This is a genomic window from Mesorhizobium sp. M7A.F.Ca.US.007.01.2.1 (assembly GCF_003998165.1).
Classification (GTDB): Bacteria; Pseudomonadota; Alphaproteobacteria; order Rhizobiales; family Rhizobiaceae; genus Mesorhizobium; species Mesorhizobium ciceri.
Genome location: NZ_RZQP01000491.1, coordinates 1 through 1,051, shown reverse-complemented (window position 1 = coordinate 1,051; position 1,051 = coordinate 1). Strand labels below are relative to the sequence as shown.

Annotated in this window: 1 pseudogene; it reads right to left on the bottom strand. The window is 62.8% G+C overall.

The features are described from left to right. Positions 1-1,051, bottom strand: a pseudogene (locus EN949_RS35400) (FAD-dependent oxidoreductase); the annotation flags it as partial.

The following is a 1,051-nucleotide window of genomic DNA, read 5'->3' as shown; positions in this document are numbered from 1 at the left end:
CGTCACGGCCGATGAAGTCGCCCTTGGCGGTCTTCACCGCGAAGCCGAGGCCGGCTTCCAGCACATTGTCCTCGTCGGTGATGTCATGGCCGAAATGCCGGAACGCTTTTTCGATGCGGCAGGAATCCAGCGTGTGCAGGCCGCAGAGTTTCAGGCCGACATCCACACCTGCCTCCTCGACCACCTCGAAGACATGGGCCGCCTGGTCGGTCGAGACATAGAGCTCCCAGCCGAGTTCGCCGACATAGGTGACGCGGTGGGCGCGAGCCAGGCCCATGCCGATTTCGATCTCCTGATACGTGCCGAACGGATTTTTCTCATTGGAGAAATCGTTCGGGCTGACCTTCTGGATCAGCTTTCTCGCGTCCGGGCCCATCAGGCAGAGCACGCTTTCGGCCGCCGTTACGTCGGTGACGACGACGAACTCGTCGGCGACGTGCTTGCGCAGCCAAGCCAGATCGCGCTGCAGCGTGGCGCCTGGGACGACGAGGAAGAACGCCGTCTCGGACAACCGCGAGACCGTCAGGTCACTCTCGATGCCGCCGCGCTGGTTGAGCATCTGGGTGTAGACGATCTTGCCCGGCGCGACATCCATGTCGTTGGCGCATAGTCTTTGCAGGAAAGCACAGGCGTCGCGGCCCTCGACACGGATCTTGCCGAACGAGGTCATGTCGAACAGGCCGACGCCATTCCTGACCGCAAGGTGTTCCTTGCGCTGATTGTCGAACCAGTTCTGGCGCTTCCAGGAATAGCGGTATTCGCGCTCCTGGCCCTCGCGGGCGAACCAGTTGGCGCGCTCCCAGCCGGCGACTTCGCCGAAGACAGCGCCGCGCGCCTTCAGATGCTCGTGCAGCGGCGAGCGCCTGACATTGCGCGACGTCGCCATCTGACGATAGGGGAAATGATCGGCATAGAGCAGACCAAGCGTTTCAGAGACGCGCTCCTTCAAATAGCGGCGGTTCTTCTGGAACGGCTGGGCGCGGCGGATGTCTACTTCCCACAGGTCGAAGGGGGCTTCGCCGTCATTGATCCACTGCGCCAGCGCCATGCC